The sequence below is a fragment of the Streptomyces sp. NPDC104371 genome (genome assembly GCF_055583785.1).
This window is the reverse complement of the sequence record NZ_JBVJNF010000001.1, coordinates 1,022,997-1,038,561: the sequence shown is the minus strand read 5'-3', so window position 1 is coordinate 1,038,561 and position 15,565 is coordinate 1,022,997. Positions and strand designations below refer to the sequence as shown.

Annotated in this window: 13 protein-coding genes, 1 tRNA gene and 2 pseudogenes; 12 read left to right on the top strand and 4 right to left on the bottom strand. The window is 70.6% G+C overall.

Going from position 1 to position 15,565, the window contains the following annotated elements; all coding sequences use genetic code 11:
* The first annotated feature begins 111 nt into the window (after positions 1–111).
* The 7 genes from ACZ60T_RS04630 to ACZ60T_RS04600 all read left to right on the top strand — a co-directional run bounded on the left by ACZ60T_RS04630 (position 112) and on the right by ACZ60T_RS04600 (position 7,304).
* Positions 112–1,506 carry a wax ester/triacylglycerol synthase family O-acyltransferase gene (locus ACZ60T_RS04630; protein ID WP_365629263.1) on the top strand — a complete coding sequence of 465 codons (1,395 nt, stop codon included), beginning with the start codon at positions 112–114 and terminating at the stop codon, positions 1,504–1,506.
* A 172-nt stretch (positions 1,507–1,678) separates the two neighbouring features.
* The gene (locus tag ACZ60T_RS04625) at positions 1,679–3,154 is read left to right on the top strand and encodes an SDR family NAD(P)-dependent oxidoreductase (RefSeq protein WP_469664372.1); all 1,476 of its coding nucleotides are present in this window, start codon (positions 1,679–1,681) and stop codon (positions 3,152–3,154) included.
* Between the two features lie 99 nt (positions 3,155–3,253).
* Entirely contained in the window at positions 3,254–3,487 is a 234-nt protein-coding gene (locus tag ACZ60T_RS04620) for a hypothetical protein (protein WP_365629257.1), read from the top strand.
* A gap of 203 nt (positions 3,488–3,690) precedes the next feature.
* Positions 3,691–4,380: a nucleotidyltransferase domain-containing protein gene (locus ACZ60T_RS04615; RefSeq protein WP_469664371.1), complete on the top strand. Its 690-nt coding sequence runs from the start codon at positions 3,691–3,693 to the stop codon at positions 4,378–4,380.
* Positions 4,381–4,876: 496 nt separating this feature from the next.
* Positions 4,877–5,053, top strand: coding sequence for a hypothetical protein (locus ACZ60T_RS04610; RefSeq protein WP_252424254.1), 177 nt, complete (start codon positions 4,877–4,879; stop codon positions 5,051–5,053).
* A gap of 148 nt (positions 5,054–5,201) precedes the next feature.
* Entirely contained in the window at positions 5,202–6,392 is a 1,191-nt protein-coding gene (locus ACZ60T_RS04605) for a thiolase family protein (RefSeq protein ID WP_469664368.1), read from the top strand.
* Between the two features lie 132 nt (positions 6,393–6,524).
* Entirely contained in the window at positions 6,525–7,304 is a 780-nt protein-coding gene (locus ACZ60T_RS04600; protein WP_469664366.1) for a sulfite exporter TauE/SafE family protein, read from the top strand.
* 14 nt (positions 7,305–7,318) lie between these two features.
* Here the strand turns inward: ACZ60T_RS04600 and ACZ60T_RS04595 are convergent.
* Positions 7,319–8,088, bottom strand: a pseudogene (locus ACZ60T_RS04595) (HAD-IIA family hydrolase).
* Positions 8,089–8,162: 74 nt separating this feature from the next.
* Here ACZ60T_RS04595 and ACZ60T_RS04590 point away from each other — a divergent pair.
* On the top strand, positions 8,163–8,915 hold the full coding sequence (locus ACZ60T_RS04590; protein ID WP_469664365.1) for a cobalt-precorrin-6A reductase: 753 nt from the start codon (positions 8,163–8,165) through the stop codon (positions 8,913–8,915).
* On the opposite strand, the gene cobF is transcribed toward ACZ60T_RS04590, so the two are convergent.
* Complete coding sequence (gene cobF / locus ACZ60T_RS04585) at positions 8,912–9,700, bottom strand: precorrin-6A synthase (deacetylating) (RefSeq protein WP_469664763.1); 789 nt, start codon at positions 9,698–9,700, stop codon at positions 8,912–8,914. The genes ACZ60T_RS04590 and cobF overlap by 4 nt on opposite strands.
* 51 nt (positions 9,701–9,751) lie before the next feature.
* The gene (locus ACZ60T_RS04580) at positions 9,752–10,261 is read right to left on the bottom strand and encodes a DUF309 domain-containing protein (RefSeq protein ID WP_469664363.1); all 510 of its coding nucleotides are present in this window, start codon (positions 10,259–10,261) and stop codon (positions 9,752–9,754) included.
* Between the two features lie 98 nt (positions 10,262–10,359).
* On the opposite strand from ACZ60T_RS04580, the gene ACZ60T_RS04575 reads away from it, so the two are divergent.
* Positions 10,360–10,433 (top strand) — tRNA-Pro (locus ACZ60T_RS04575).
* 237 nt (positions 10,434–10,670) lie between these two features.
* Positions 10,671–11,081, top strand: a pseudogene (locus ACZ60T_RS04570) (secondary thiamine-phosphate synthase enzyme YjbQ); the annotation flags it as partial.
* Between the two features lie 93 nt (positions 11,082–11,174).
* Here the strand turns inward: ACZ60T_RS04570 and ACZ60T_RS04565 are convergent.
* The gene (locus ACZ60T_RS04565; protein WP_469664361.1) at positions 11,175–12,125 is read right to left on the bottom strand and encodes a VOC family protein; all 951 of its coding nucleotides are present in this window, start codon (positions 12,123–12,125) and stop codon (positions 11,175–11,177) included.
* Between the two features lie 403 nt (positions 12,126–12,528).
* On the opposite strand from ACZ60T_RS04565, the gene ACZ60T_RS04560 reads away from it, so the two are divergent.
* A complete protein-coding gene (locus ACZ60T_RS04560; RefSeq protein ID WP_469664359.1) occupies positions 12,529–13,653 on the top strand; it encodes a helix-turn-helix transcriptional regulator in 1,125 nt (374 codons plus the stop codon).
* 391 nt (positions 13,654–14,044) lie between these two features.
* On the top strand, positions 14,045–15,547 hold the full coding sequence (locus ACZ60T_RS04555) for an FAD-dependent monooxygenase (RefSeq protein WP_469664357.1): 1,503 nt from the start codon (positions 14,045–14,047) through the stop codon (positions 15,545–15,547).
* Positions 15,548–15,565 lie beyond the last annotated feature (18 nt).

Below are 15,565 nucleotides of genomic sequence, written 5' to 3'. Positions count from 1 at the left end.
CCGACAGGTCCCGCCTCTCCCGGACTCTCCCGGAGAGGCGGGACTTCATCTGTCGTTAACTGTACGTAGCCTGATAGTACTTGACCGTAATCGTCCGTCGGAGGTTGATCCTTGCTTCCCACCCCGTCGACGCGAGGCAAGCCTTGGACTTCTGACCTGCTCGCACCCCTCGACCTCTGCTTCTGGAACATCGAGTCCGACCGGCATCCGATGCACCTCGGTGCCCTCGGCGTCTTCACCTGTCACTCACCGACCGCGGGCGCCCACGCCGCCGATCTGCTGGCGGTCCGGGCCGCCGCCGTGCCGGGGCTGCGCATGCGGATCCGCGACGTCTGGCTGCCGGACGTCCGCGCCCCGCGCGACCTCGCCGAGGTACGGCTCCCGCTCGCCCTCGGCGGCGCGGCCCGGGAGCCCGTCCCCGACTTCGACCCCCTCGACCACGTACGACTCCATGCCCCCACCGCCGACTTCCACGACGCCGCGGGCCGCCTCTTGGAGCGCCCGCTGGAGCGCGGGCGACCGCCCTGGGAGGCGCATGTCCTGCCGGGGGAGTCGGGCACGTCCTTCGCGGTCCTCTTCAAGTTCCACCACGCGCTCGCCGACGGGCTGCGCGCCCTGACGCTCGCCGCCGCGATCATGGACCCGATGGACATGCCGGAGCCCCGGCCCCGCCCCCCGGAACCCGCCCGCGGACTCCTGCCCGACGTCCGCAAGCTCCCCGGACTGCTCCGCGGCACCCTCTCGGACATGGGCCGCGCCCTGGACATCGGCGCCTCCGTCGCCCTGTCCACGCTCGGGATGCGCTCCTCGTCCGCCTTCACCTCCGAGCCCAGCGGCACCCGCCGCACCGCCGGAGTCCTCGTCGACCTCGACGAGGTGCACCGCGTACGCAAGCAGGCGGGCGGCACCGTCAACGACGTCCTCATCGCCGTCGTCGCGGGCGCCCTGCGCCGCTGGCTGAACGAGCGCGGCGACGGCAGCGCGGGCGTCGCGCCCCGCGCCCTGATCCCCGTCTCCAGACGCCGGCCGCGCGCCGCCCAGCCACAGGGCAACCGGCTCTCCGGGTATCTGATACGGCTCCCGGTCGACGACCCCGATCCGCTGACGCGACTGAGCACGGTGCGCACCGCGATGGACCGCAACAAGGACGCGGGGCCCAATCGCGGCGCGGGCGCGGTCGCCCTGCTCGCCGACCACGTCCCCGCGCTGGGGCACCGGCTCGGCGGCCCCCTGGTCAGCCAGGCCGCCCGGCTCTGGTTCGACATCCTGGTCACCAGCGTCCCGCTGCCCAGCCTCGGCCTGCGGCTCGGCGGCAACCCGCTCACCGAGATCTATCCGCTCGCCCCGCTGGCCCGCGGCCAGTCCCTGGCGGTGGCGATCTCGACCTACCGCGGCCAGGTCCACTACGGGCTCGTCGCCGACGGCCGGGCGGTGCCGGACCTCGGCCGCCTCGCCCGCTCGGTGACGGAGGAGGTGGAGACGCTGCTGGTGGCCTGCCGCGCCTGACCGGACCCGAACCGCCACCGTCCCGCCACCGTTTCGCCGCCGTCCTGCCCGCCCCGTCCACCGGGGCGGGCAGGACGCGGTTTGGAGACCTGGCTCATGGCTCCGTAAAATTCCCTGTTCGAAAGCGAGCGCGGTCGGAGCGCTGCGCAGGTGAGCGAGGAACGGCAGCGCGATGACGGTGACTGAGGACGGCCTGGCGGCCATGGACGGGGTGGCGTACGGCCCCGGCATCGACCCGGAGCGGCTGGCCGTCTGCCTCAGCGTGCTCGAAGAACTCGACCGGATCGAGGTCGACCACCCCGACGCCGTCAAGGTGCGCCGGGCCACCTCGCACATCTACCGCATGGTCAAGCAGCGCCGCCGCTCGGAGCGCCGCGCCGCCAAGACCGCCCACGACAAGGCGGTCACCGAGGCCACGGCCACCGGCTCCGCACAGCGCATCGACGACGAGACCGAGGGCGTCCTGCCGTCGTCTGTCACCGAGGCCGGCCGGATCGCGGGGATACTCCAGCGCCCGCGCTCCTGCTACGTCTGCAAGGCGCGGTACGTCGAGGTCGACTACTTCTACCACCAGCTCTGCCAGAAGTGCGCCGCGGAGAACCGCGCCCGCCGCGACGCCAGGGCCGACCTCACCGGCAAGCGGGCGCTGCTCACCGGTGGCCGCGCCAAGATCGGTATGTACATCGCGCTGCGGCTGCTGCGTGACGGTGCCCACACCACGATCACCACGCGGTTCCCGAACGACGCGATCCGCCGCTTCAAGGCCCAGCCCGACAGCGACGAGTGGATCCATCGGCTGAAGATCGTCGGCATCGACCTGCGCGACCCCGCCCAGGTCGTGGCGCTCGCCGACTCGGTCGCCGCCGCGGGCCCGCTGGACATCCTGATCAACAACGCGGCGCAAACCGTACGCCGGTCCCCGCAGGCCTACAGCGAGCTGGTGTCCGCCGAGTCCGGCCCGCTGCCCGCGGGCGAGCTGCCGTCCGCCGAGGTGATCGGCGCGTTCGGCTCCGGGGCCGTGCCCGCGCTCCCGGTCTCCGGGGGCGGCGCGCTCAGCGCCCAGGACGTCACCGACCTGGCGCTGGTCTCCGGCTCGGCGTCGCTGGAACGCATCGCGGCGGGCACGGCGATCGACGCGGGCGGCCTCGTGCCCGACCTGCACGACAGCAACAGCTGGGTGCAGGCGGTGGAGGAGGTCACCCCCATCGAGCTGCTGGAGGTGCAACTCTGCAACTCCACGGCGCCCTTCATCCTGATCAGCCGCCTGCGCGGCGCCATGGCCGCCTCCTCGGGCCGACGCACGTACATCGTGAACGTCTCCGCGATGGAGGGCGTGTTCGACCGCGGCTACAAGGGCGCGGGCCATCCGCACACCAACATGGCGAAGGCCGCCCTGAACATGCTCACGCGCACCAGCGCGGAGGAGATGTTCGAGAAGGACCGCATCCTGATGACCGCCGTCGACACCGGCTGGATCACCGACGAGCGCCCGCACCCGGACAAGGTGCGCCTGGCGGACGCGGGCTTCCACGCCCCGCTCGACCTCGTCGACGGCGCGGCCCGGGTATACGATCCGATTGTGCGCGGCGAGCAGGGCGAGGACCTGTACGGCGTCTTCCTGAAGGACTACGCGCCCGGGAAGTGGTAGGCGCGAAACGGCCTGGGAAGGGCCGGTGCGGCACCTCTGACGTGTCGCCCGGCGCCGGGCGGGCACTCGGTCCCTGGTGAGTACCGTGGGAGGAGTTCCATGGCCGGACCACATGAGATCGATCCACGCGCCGCCGAGGATCCCCGCAACGTCTACCCGAGCGACGACGAGTTCTATCGGACGGACCGTCCACCGGGCCATGTGCTGCCGGAGGACCGGCCACGCGGCGGCGAGCCGAGACAGCGGCTGAAGCACCGCGGAACGTGGGCGACCGTCGCGCTGATCGCCTGCATCGTCGTGCTGATCATCGCCGGGATCGCGCTGTTCCCCTGAGCGATCGTGGCGGGCCGCGGTGTGCGACCGCGGCCTTGTGTCGGGGACGGGGGTACGCCCCGGAGAGCGAGTTCTCCGGGGCGTACCCCCGAGTCGTATGCCGTCACCGCCGGGAAATCCGGGTGACCGCGTCGCCGTCCGAGATGACAATGGGACGCCACGGCGCCGGTTCCACCCCATCGACCCGAGGAAGGCGGCCCCTTGTGACCGTCCCCAACGTCCTCCTGACCGGCATCGTCGGCTCGACCGCCTACGGGCTCGCCCATGAGGGCTCCGATGTGGACCGGCTCGGTATGTTCGCGGCGCCCACCGAGGCACTGCACGGCCTGCGCCGGCCCAAGGAGTCCCACGTCAGCACGGCGCCCGACCGCACGCTGCACGAGGCCGCGAAGTGGTGCAGACTCGCGCTCGGCGGCAATCCGACCGCCATGGAACTCGTATGGCTCCCGGCCGAGTTGTACGAGGTACGGACACCGCTCGGCGACGAACTGATCGGTATCCGTACGTCGTTCCTGTGCGCCCGGCGGGTCCGCGACGCCTATCTCGGCTATGCCACCCAGCAGTTCAGACGTCTCGAGGCCCGCGGTGACGGTTCCTTCTCCGCGGACACCCGCAAGCGCACCGCCAAGCACGCCCGGCACCTGAAGCGGCTGTGCGACCAGGGGCTGGAGCTGCACACCACCGGGAAGCTGACGATCCGCCTCGAGAACCCGCAGGAGTACCACGACTTCGGCGAACGCGTCGCCGCGGACGCGGAGGTCGCACGGCCGCTGCTGCGCTCCGTCGAGAACGCCTTCGACGAGACGCGCGGGGTGCTGCCGCAACAGCCCGACGAAGCCGCCGTGGAGGCGTGGCTGCGGCGCGTCCGCGCGCACTTCTACGCGCCGCGATGAGCCTGCGTGCCCTGCGTGCGCCGTGCGCGCCGGACCGCTGTGCGCCGGTGCGCGCCGGTCGCACCGCAGCACGCCGGGTGAGCGGGCGGTGAACTGAGCACGGTGTGCGCCGATCCGCACATCAGTGCCTCCGAATCGGTGAACAGTTCGACGATTGAGCCGAACGGGTGGCCCGATATCGGGCAGATGATGTCAAATCGGTTGAGAATGAAGCCCCATGAGTCCAGGTCCCGCAAGGTGTTTGCACAGATGTTTCAGCCCCATCGAGCGGGGTTCCGCTCATTTGGTTACTCTTGTATGTGACGGACAACTTCAAGGGGTCCTACCCACACCCACGGTCCGTCCTGGGACAAGCCGGTCACCACGGCCTGCTCTCGTAGGAGTTACCGGCGCCACCGCGTCCGAACCTGTTTCCACATCAGACCCGACGGACGCCGAGGCGCAGCGGCAGACTGGGCTACGTCCCGAGGGTTACCCGACACATAAGGAGTGCGCGGTGACACCGGAGAAGACGAATCGCGAGCAACGCCCCAAGGAACGTGCGGAGCGCGGGGGACGCCGGACGGAGAAGCAGCTCGGCAGCCTGGAGGTGTGGGCCAGGTCGGCCCCCATCCGGCTGGCCGGGTACGAGGACGACCTCGCGGAGCCCCATATCCTGCCGAGTATCGACTGACCTCGCGGGGCCGTGTCACCAGAGAGCCCAGCCTCTGGTGGCACGGCCCCGTCGTCCGGGGCCGCGGACCTTCCCAGCGGGGCGCCCGTCGGACTATAGTCCGAAACTAGCAGCGCTAATTAACCCTGAGGCAGGTCAGGAGTACTCCGTGCGTACGCGTACCGTCCACTTCGCCGCGGCCCGCCGCACCCCCATCGGCAAACTGCGCGGCGCTCTGTCCTGCGTACGCCCCGACGACCTCGCCGCCACGGTCATCCGCGGTCTGGTCGCCGACGCGCCCGCCCTCGACCCGGCCCGCATCGACGACGTCTACTGGGGCGCCGCCAACCAGGCCGGTGAGGACAACCGCAACGTCGCCCGCATGGCCGCCCTCCTCGCCGGTCTGCCGGAGTCCGTGCCGGGCGCCACGGTCAACCGGCTGTGCGCCTCGGGCCTTGAGGCAGTGACCCTGGCCGCCCGTACGATCGCCGCGGGCGAGGCCGACGTCGTGCTCGCCGGGGGCTCCGAGTCCATGAGCCGCGCCCCCTTCGTCCTGCCCCGCCCCGACGAGGCCCTGCCGCACCGCATGGAGACCGCCGACACCCGGCTCGGCTGGCGGCTGGTCAACCCGGCGATGCGTGAGCTGCACGGCCTGCTGTCCATGGGGGAGACCGCTGAGGAGGTCGCCGGGCGGTACGGCGTCTCGCGCGAACGCCAGGACGACTTCGCGCTGCGCAGCCACCAGCGTGCCGCCGCCGCCCGCAAGGACGGCTGCTTCGATGCTGAAATCCTGCCGGTGACCAGGCCGGACGGCATCGTGGTCGACGCCGACGAATGCGTCCGCGAGGACACGTCGGCCGAGAAGCTCGCCCGCCTCAAGCCGGTGTTCCGCGACGGCGGCACCGTCACCGCGGGCAACGCCTCGCCCATGAACGACGGCGCGGCCGGACTCCTGCTGGTCAGCGAGGAGGTGCTGAACGACCTGGGCCTCGAATCCCTCGGCCGGTACATCGCCGGGTCCTCGGCCGGTGTGCACCCGGACGTGATGGGCATCGGCCCCGTCCCCGCCACCGAGAAGGCCCTGGCGCGCGCGGGCTGGACCATCGGCGACCTCCAGGAGGCCGAGTTCAACGAGGCGTTCGCCGCCCAGGCCCTCGCCTGCGTCGACCGGCTCGGCATCGACCCGGAGCTGGTCAACCCGACCGGCGGCGCCATCGCCCTCGGCCACCCGCTCGGCTGCTCGGGCGCGCGCATCCTGACGACCCTGCTCCACCGCATGCGCCGCACGGGCGCGGCCCGCGGACTGGCGACGATGTGCGTGGGCGTCGGGCAGGGCAGCGCGGTACTGGTCGAGAACTGACAGGACCCCAAGAGGCGGGCGGCGCAAGGGAGTTCGCCCTGTCCCGGGTCGAACGTGCGCCGTTCCGGGCGTGCCGCCTGGCGAGACGGTCGCCGGGGCACCGGATGGGTGACCGTAGCATCGACCCTTGCCATGAACACGATGACACTGTGGTCCATATCCCCGTGGGGCTTCGCCGCGCTGGCCGCCGCCGCGCTGCTCGTCGGCTTCTCCAAGACCGCCGTGAGCGGCGCCAACACGGTCAGCCTCGCGATCTTCGCCGCCGTCCTGCCCGCCCGCGCCTCGACCGGCGTCCTGCTGCCCGTGCTGATCGTCGGTGACGTCCTCGCGGTCCTCACCTACCGGCGGCACGCCCACTGGCCCACGCTGTGGCGCCTGTTCCCGGCCGTCGCCGTGGGCGTCGTCCTCGGCACCCTCTTCCTGATCAGGGCCGATGACGCGATCGTCCGGACCTCGATCGGCGCGATCCTGCTGCTGATGGCCTCCGTCACGCTGTGGCGCCGCCGACGCGCGGGCCAGGCCGAGGAACCCGGACCCGGCTCGGTGACCACGAGCGCCGGCCGGCTCAAGGCCCGTTCCTACGGCGTCCTCGGCGGCTTCACCACGATGGTCGCGAACGCGGGCGGCCCGGTGATGTCGATGTACCTCCTCTCCGCCGGGTTCCGCAAGCTGGGCTTCCTCGGCACGTCCGCGTTCTTCTTCCTCATCGTCAATGTCTCCAAGGTGCCCTTCAGTGTCGGGCTGGGCCTGATCGACGGCCGGTCGCTGCTGCTGGACGCGGCGCTCGCGCTGTTCGTGGTGCCCGGGGCGTTCCTCGGCAAGTGGGCCGTGAAGTGGATCAACCAGCGGCTGTTCGAGGCGCTGGTGATCGTGGCGACGGTGGTCGGCGGCGTCCAACTGCTGCTGCGCTGAAGGCGGTCGAGGCGCTACCGAAGCAGCGCGGGCAGATCCGCGAAGGAGTCGAGGACATGGTCGGGCTCGCCGCTCGCGGCCCGGTGGACCTCCGGCAGATACTTGCCGGTCCTGACGAGCACCCCGGTGAGACCGACGCGCTGCGCCGCGAGGACATCGGACTCGATGTCGTCGCCGACCATCAACGCTTGGTCGGCGCGGACCCCGAGACGGGCCAGCGCCGCCTCGAAGAACGCGGGCGACGGCTTGCCCGTGAGCTCCGCCCGCGTGCCCGCGGCCTTCTCCAGCCCGAGCAGGAACGCACCCGTGTCGAGCCGCAGCCCGCGGTCGGTGCGCCAGTACAGATTGCGGTGCATGGCCACCAGCCGGGCGCCCTGCCGGAGTTGGCCGAAGAGAGCGCGGCGTAGTCGAACTCCGGGCCCGCGCCGCCGACGATCACGACGTCCGGGACGATGTCCCCCTCGACGAGCCGGACCCCGGTGAGATCCTCCCGGATGTCACCGCTGTTGAGCAGCGAGCACCGCGCGCCCGGACAGCGGTCGGCGAGGTACGCGGCGGTGACCGCGGGCGCGGTGAGGATGTCCTCGGCGGCTACCGGGAATCCGGCCGCCGACAGCGTCGTGGCGATCGAACCGCGCGTGCGGGACGTCGTGTTGGTGAGCAGGACGAAGGCGAGCCCCCGGTCGCGGATCTCCCACAGTGCCTCGACCGCGCCCGGCAGCGGCTGCCACGAGACGGTGAGGACGCCGTCGATGTCGATGAGTACGGCACGCACTGAGTCCATGCCGGGACCATAACGAGCGCGGTGGGCCCACGGGTTGTGCCGCGCTCACCCAGGACGCCCGTACGCTCGACGTCATGTCCTCGCATGTCCTGATCCTCGGCGGTACCACCGAGGCACGCGAACTCGCCGCCCGGCTCGGCTCCCGCGCCGGTGTGCGCGTGACCACGTCCCTGGCGGGGCGGGTGTCCCGGCCGGGGCCTGTCGACGGGGACGTACGCGTCGGGGGGTTCGGCGGGGCGGAGGGGCTGGCCGCCTGGCTGCGCGCGCACCGGGTGGACGCGATGGTCGACGCCACGCACCCCTTCGCCGCCCGCATCACGGCGAACGCGGCCCGTGCCGCCGCGCTCACCGCAGTGCCCACCGTCGTTCTGCGCAGGCCCGGTTGGCGCGCAGGCCGCGGGGACCGCTGGCACGCGGCGGCCTCGCTCGCCGAAGCCGCTGACCTGCTGCCGAGGCTCGGCCGTCGCGTCTTCCTCACCACCGGCCGCCTGGAGATCGCGGCCTTCGCCCACCTCGCGGACCTCCACTTCGTCGTACGGTCCGTGGAACCGCCGGAGCCCCCCATGCCGCCGGACACGCGGACACTCGCGGCCCGCGGGCCCTTCACGGTCGAGGGGGAGACGGCCCTGCTGCGCGCGCACCGTATCGACGTGCTCGTGACGAAGGACAGCGGTGGCACGGCGACGGCGGCCAAACTCACGGCCGCGCGGGAACTCGGGCTGCCCGTGGTCGTCGTACGCCGCCCGCCGCTGCCCGAGGGTGTGACCCCGGTGCCGGACGTGACCGGGGCACTGGCCGCGCTGGGACTGGCCCCGGATGACCGCTAGTCGGCCGCCTCGCCCCGGCCTCGCGGATGCCTGCGCAACAGATAGGTGTCCATGATCCAGCCCTTGCGCTCCCGGGCCTCCGCCCGCAGCCGCTCGATGCGCTCGGCGGTCTCGGAGAGGGGCCCGGAGACGAGTATCTCGTCGGGCGTGCCGATGTAGGCACCCCAGTAGATGTCGATGTCCTGGTCCGCGTACTGCCGGAAGGCCTGGTGGGCGTCGAGCATCACGACCACGTCGTCCACCCCGTCAGGGAAGCCCTCCGCGAGTCGGCGGCCCGTGGTGATCTGGACGGGCCGGGCCACCCGGTTGAGCCCCGTACGGTGCTTCGCGACGAGCGCTGAGACACTGCTGACGCCGGGCACGACGTCGTACGAGAACGTCACCGCGCCCCGGTCCAGGACCTCCTCCAGGATGCCGAGCGTGCTGTCGTACAGCGCGGGGTCGCCCCACACCAGGAACGCGCCGCTCTCGTCCTCGCCCAGCTCCTCGGCGATCAGCCGCTCGTAGAGGGCGGCGCGCGCCGAACGCCAGTCGCCGACGGCGGGGGAGTAGGCCGCCCCGCCCGCGGTCCGGTCGCGCTCCGGGTCACGCGCCTCGACCAGTCGGTACGCCCCCTCCGGCCGGTGCGCCTCGAGAAGGCCGTGGCGCAGCCGGGTGAGGTCCGACTTCACCTCGCCCTTGTCGAGCACGAAGAAGACGTCCGTACTCCGGAGCGCCTTGACCGCTTGCAGCGTGAGCTGATCGGGGTCGCCCGCCCCGATGCCGATGACATGGATCTTCCGCACGGCATCGAGTCTGCCGTACGCCACTGACACTCCACACCAGGCCCCCGCCTCCTACGACAGCTCCCCGCGCAGCCGGGGCGAGCAGGCCCGCGCGTCCACGGCGACCGAACCCCGCTCCACGGCCGAGGCCAGCTCCCGGGCCCACTCGACCAGAGCGCCTGTGTCCATGCCGTACGGCACGCTCCGTCCCGTCTCGGCCACCCACCCCTCGACAGCCCCGGCTCCCCGGCGCAGCAGCCGGGCGCCGCCGGTCGCGTTGCCCCGGGCCGCATGCGTGAGACCGACCGCGAGCTGGGCGAGCCCCCGCCACAGCGCACGCTCCTCGTCGGGCCCCGACTTCCAGGCGTCCTCGAAGACCTCGTGCGCATGGAACGGCTTCCCGGCGGCGAGCAGCGCCTGCGCCTCGGCGACGGTGTCCTCCGGAGCGCGCACGACCCCCTCCGGCTGACGCGCCACGCCCTGGACCCCGTAGGGCAACGGCCGCCCCAGCCCGTCCCTCGGCCGCGCATTACGAGCCCGCCCTGCCCCGTCCCGGTCGCGCCCTCCCACTACGTCACTCATACCCCGATTCTCCCGCGCCTCCAGCCCCCTGCGAGGCACTCCCCGCAGTGCGGTAAAGTTCTGTTCACGCGATCACGCGGTCCACCGCGAGAACGCATCGGGACGTGGCGCAGCTTGGTAGCGCACTTGACTGGGGGTCAAGGGGTCGCAGGTTCAAATCCTGTCGTCCCGACTCGAAAGAGTCGCAGGTCAGGGGCCGTATCGGAGGTATCCGAAACGGCCCCTCGATCGTTCCCGACCGGCAGACGCGCACCGCCCTCGACCAGCGGATCGAGGCCGCCGTGGGCCACAGCATCGAGGAGCTGTGGCGGCACCGCGACGACGGACTCCTCGACGTGGCGCACGCCGCCTTGGCAGACGCTCACCGCGACCTCGTCCGAGCCGAGCGGGACGTCACCTTGATGGAGTCATGTCCGACGTCTTCAGCACCCGTGTCCTGAACATCGCCTCCGGCTCGGCGGAGTCGGTCGTGGACCTCACCCGAGACTGCGAGGCCTTCCTCCGCGAGACGGCGCGCGGCCGGGACGGCCTCCTGAACGTCTTCGTGCCGCACGCCACGGCCGGCGTGGCGATCATCGAGACGGGTTCCGGCAGCGACGACGACCTCCTCGCGGCCCTGCACACGCTGCTCCCGGCGGACGACCGCTGGCAACACCGCCACGGCAGCCCCGGCCACGGCCGCGACCACGTCCTCCCGGCCTTCGTCCCACCCCACGCAACCCTGCCGGTCATCGACGGCCGTCTGCGACTGGGAACGTGGCAGTCGGTATGCCTGGTGGACACGAACAAGGACAACCCTGACCCTCAGGTGCGGCTGTCGTTATACGACTCATCGTTGATGCTGCCCCCGCACCGCGGCCACCGGTCCTTCGAGAGCGCCGCGGCCCTGCGCCGGCCGCGTAGGCATGCATCTTCAGCGTGATCCGTGCGCACCGGTCATCAGCGCGGCGAGGTCTTCGGGGGCGAGGAACGACGGGGGCGGCGGAGGGCCCCAGTTGTAGAGCGCGTGCATGCCCTCGAACGTCCGTGGTGTCCACAACGCGTCGTCGACGATGCAGTCGAGGTCGGAATAGTACTCGCTGAAGTTGCCCGCGGGGTCGCGCAGATACCAGAAGAAGTTGGAACCGACGTGGTGGCGGCCCAGGCCCCACACATGCCGGGACGGATCCTTCTCAAGCATCGCGGTCGCGCCGCGGCCCACGTCGTCGATGTCGTTCACCTGCCAGGACGTATGGTGCAGGAACGGGATCGGGGCCTGCTGCACCAGTACGTTGTGGTGGTCGGTGGAACAGCGCAGGAACGTCGCGAGGCCCGGCACGGCATCGCTGACCTTGAAGCCGAGGCCGTCGGTGAACAGCTTCTGGGAGCGCTCCTGATCTGCCGAGCCGAGGACGACGTGCCCGAGTTTGCGGGGCTGGACCGGCGCTTCACGCAGCACACTGGGTGCGCGGGCGTCGGGGCGGGCGATGTGACCGGGCATGTTGTAGGGCGGCGGCGGGGTCTCGGCCTGGTCGATTCGCGGCGCGAGTTCGACGACGATGCTGACCTCTGTGCCCGAATCGTAGGTCCGCAGCTTGCTTTCGGAGCGCTCGGCCAGCATGTCGATCGAAGCCAGGCCGCGCCCGATCCGTTCCAGGTCGTCCGCGTCGTCCGCGCCGATCCGCATCTCCACGAGCTGCCGGTGAGGCGCAGTCACCAGACGCAGTTGCTCACCGCCGTCGACCGTCGCGAAAGACGCGAACGGCACAGGACCGCCGAAGGAGGTCGTATCTGTCGGCGTGAGGCCGAATTCCGTGTAATAGCCGGCACTGGTGACAACGTCGGGGACCCCGATAGTGAGTCGGGTGAGACGGTGCAGCGCCATGAGTGATTCTCCTCCTGCTCGGGCCTGTCCGGCAATTCAGGTTGCGGTGGGCGTTGACGATTGATGAGTAGAGTCTGGTGCGACTGAAGGGGACGAAACGAAGGCGGGTGCGGATTGGTAAGACCTCGACTACGAGGAAGCCGTATTGCTGTCACCACATGCAGAGTTGCCCCTCGACAAGATCGGCGATCTGGGCAACGCGCTCCTCCGTGTCCTGGTCCCGACGACCGCTCGCGCGACCGGCTGAGGGTCGCGTTGGCACGGGCATGGTCGTTGCGCAGCCCGTACAGTCGCGTGAGGTGACCGATGTTAGGCTCGACTTCTGTACGCTCCTATCCCCAGTTTCTGGGGGCCTTCGCCGCCCTCCAGCAGGGTGGATTCCCGGCCACGCAGGAGGCGTTGTATGCGGCTGACGGGCCATCAGCTCGGTGTGGTGCTCGACGTCGAGATGATCTGCGCGCAGGAGACCGACTCGCGTGTGCTGCGTCAGCGGGTCACCGCGCGGCTTGCGCGGGTGTTGCAGTGGGACGCGGCCTGTTTCAGCACCATTGACCCATCAACGATGCTGATCACCGATCACGTGTCTGAGGGAATCCCGTCACACGTCTACGCCCTCGCCGCTTATAACGAGTACCTCGTTCCCGACGTCAACAAATTCACGACACTGGCCCGTTCCAGCACCGGAGTCGCGATTCTCGGCCACCTCGCCGAGGAACAGCAGGAGGCAAGTCCACGGCTGCGGACGATTCTTCCCATTCTCGATGCTCGCCACGAAGTTCGTGCTGTGTGCGTCGTCGATGGCCAGTGTTGGGGCGGTTTTGCGCTCTTCCGTACAGGCGACCGCCCGGACTTCTCCCTGGAAGAGGCGGCACTGTTGCAGGCGATCTGTCCGCTACTGGCCGCGGGACTCCGCCGAACCGCCTACCGCGCCCAGGCCCGGACAGGCACCCTCGCCGATGTCGGCCCCGGCGTCCTGGTGCTCAACAAGGACAACGAGACGCAACTGGCCAATGAGGCCGCCCAGCAGTACCTGGACGAACTGGCGCCCGCAGCGGGTCGGGGCGGTGGCCTGCCGTACGCCGTGCACCAGGTCGCGGCCAGGGCCCGGGTGTCACTCCCACACTCCCGGGTGTCGCCCTCCGCCCAGGGCCGGCTGGTGGATGCCTACTCCCGGGTGCAAGCCCGGTCCGGGCGATGGCTCGCTCTTCATGGCTCACCGGTCGGTGATGGCCAGGACCGGGACAAGGGCGTCGCGGTGGTCGTCGAGCCTGCTCCGAGTTCCGACATCGCCGAGCTGCTCATGCTCGTACACGGTCTGACCAACCGCGAACGACAGGTCCTGCAGAGAGTGATCGCAGGAGGCTCGTCGACGGCTATCAGCGCCCAGCTACACATCTCCGTCCACACCGTCCAGGACCATCTCAAATCCATCTTCGCCAAGGTCGGCGTGCGCAGCCGCGGACAGCTCGTGGCCACGATCCTCGAACAAGGACTCTCCGACCACGCCGCCACCTCTCAGCGCCCCTGAAGGGTCGCTCGCAGGCCGGACGTGCCTGCTGGTGCTGTGTCCGCACAGGTCCGCCGGGTTGTCGGCGGGACGGCTCGGTGCGCCCTCGCAGCGGCGGTGATCGTTGCGCCGGCGCGGGTAGTCCTGTATCTGCCGGGCGAGGGCTGGGTGGTCGGGCGGGTCGTTGTTGCCGATCACGAAGTTGCGCAGTGGTTCCGAAGTGCGGACCGTGTCCGGATCCGCATGACGAAGCTCCTCTCGAAGCGAAGAACAGACACCCTGCGCCCAAAGACCCCAGAAATCGGGGATAGGGGCAAGCCGAGGTCGTCCCTTAGCGTCGGCGAAGCGCTGCAAGAACCGGGAGCTCAGCAAACGACCACCAGCCCACCAGTAAAGAAGGATTCGGCACCACATGACCAACCCACAGAGGTCCTCGGCCGCCCGCGTCATCATCGCAGGAGCCGGCCCGGTCGGTCTCCTCCTCGCCCACGAACTCGCCCTCGCGGGTGTCCCCGTGCTCGTCCTGGAGAAGGAAGAGCGACGCAGTCCGCACTCCAAGGCCCTGGGTATCCACGCACGCACCATCGAGGTGCTGGCCATGCGGAACCTGCACCATGAGGCCCTCGCCTCCGGCCGACGCATTCCCAACTGGCACTTCGGGATGCTTCAGACCCGTGTCGATCTGAGCTCGCTGCCGACTCCGTTCCCCTATCTGCTGGTCCAGCCGCAAGTGGCCACCGAGGAACTGCTGGAGCGCCACGCCACCGAGCGGGGCGCAGTCATCCGGCGCTGCCATCAGGTCACGTCACTGGTCCAGGACGACTCGTCCGTCACCGTCCGGGTGAGCGGTCCCGATGGCCCCTACGAAGTGAACGCATCGTATGTCGTGGGCACGGACGGCGCCCGCAGCACCGTGCGCCAGTCAGCCGGCATCGACTTCCCGGGTTCGGACACCTCCGTCTATGGCTTCCTCGGCGAGGTGCATCTCGACGACCCGCCGAGCACCCCCGGCTTCACCGCCCACTCCGACTACGGCCGCCTCCTCGTCATCCCGCTGCCGGACGGCGGCTTCCGTGTCACCGGGTACGACCCTGCCAACCAGCAGCGCGATGTCCCGCTGACTCTGGACGAACTGCGCGAGACCTCGCTGCGCATCGCCGGCACCGATTTCGGTATGCGGTCGCCCACTTGGCTGTCCCGATTCGGCGACGCCACTCGGCTGGCCGCGACCTATCGCGAAGGCCGGGTGCTGCTGGCCGGGGACGCGGCCCATATCCACTGGCCGACGGGCGGCGTGGGACTGAATGTCGGGCTCCAGGACGCCATGAACCTCGGCTGGAAGCTGGCCGCCGTGGTCCAGGGAAGAGCTGACCCGAAACTGCTGGCCACCTACCACGCCGAACGCCATCCGGTCGGCGCCGAACTGTCCGCGCACACCATGGCGCAGACCGCCCTGATCACCGGACTGACCCCGGGCGTCAACGCGCTGCGCGGCCTGCTGACCGAGGCCATTGCCACCGAGCCCGACTTCTCGCGGATGCTGGCCGGCAAGCTCTCCGGGCTCGACACCGTCTACCGGTCCGCCGACCCCGACGCACACCCTCTGACCGGAGCACGAGCGCACGACCGTGAGGGCGACGGAGTGTTGCCGCTGCTGCACGACGGCCGCGCGGTGCTCCTGGCCATGGATGACTCACCAGTGGACGGCGAAGTGGCCGAGCGAGCGGCGGTAGCCGGCATCTCCATACACCCGAGCCGCCTCTCCGAGACCGGTGGACCGGCGTGGGCCGGCGTCACAGCAGCCCTGATCCGCCCCGACGGACACGTTTGGTGGGCGAGCGAACAGCCCCGGTCCGAGATGGGATTCGCGGCCGAGGTGACCAAGGCGCTCGACGGGCTGCCGGCGGTCTTCTGACCCTGCCGTGCGACCCGC